This window comes from Alicyclobacillus suci (genome assembly GCF_017329615.1).
GTDB lineage: Bacteria > Bacillota > Bacilli > Alicyclobacillales > Alicyclobacillaceae > Alicyclobacillus > Alicyclobacillus suci.
The window spans coordinates 1-620 of record NZ_JAFMTW010000153.1; the positions used below are offsets into that span (position 1 = coordinate 1).

1 protein-coding gene is annotated in these 620 nt (G+C 49.4%); it reads left to right on the forward strand.

Annotated elements, in window-relative coordinates; all coding sequences use genetic code 11:
* Positions 1 to 40 precede the first annotated feature (40 nt).
* On the forward strand, positions 41 to 620 hold a 580-nt coding region (locus J3482_RS20210), incomplete at its 3' end, for an IS110 family RNA-guided transposase (RefSeq protein WP_206923089.1).

The window sequence follows — 620 nt, forward strand, 5'->3', positions numbered from 1 at the left end:
CCAGCCCTTCAATTTGTACAGCCCGTCAGAAAGGATCTACATGGAAATCCTCTACGAACGTTGCTGTGGTCTCGACGTGCATAAGAAGATGGTTGTCGCATGCGTCTTGACATCGGAAGCCAAGGAAATTCACACCTTCTCCACCATGACGGTAAACCTGTTGGAGATGGTCGACTGGTTGAAACAACACAGGTGTACGCATGTAGCGATGGAGAGCACCGCTTCATTTTGGAAGCCCATCTATAACCTCTTGGAATCAGAGGACTTTCAGGTGCTTGTGGTTAACGCAAATCATATGAAGAACGTTCCAGGACGCAAAACGGACGTGAAAGATGCTGAGTGGATAGCTGGATTGCTTCGTCATGGGCTATTGCAAGCCAGTTATATCCCAGACCGAGCCCAACGTGAACTACGAGAACTTATTCGTTACCGCCGGAGCCTGATAGACGAACGAGCGAGAGAAGTAAACCGAATACAAAAGGTGCTGGAAGGGGCTAACATAAAGCTAAGTTCCGTAGCGAGTAACACCTTGGGTAAGTCTGGACGAGCCATGCTAGAGGCGATGATTCGGGGAGAGGATAGCTCTGAGGTACTTTCAGAGTTGGCGAAGGGACGACTGA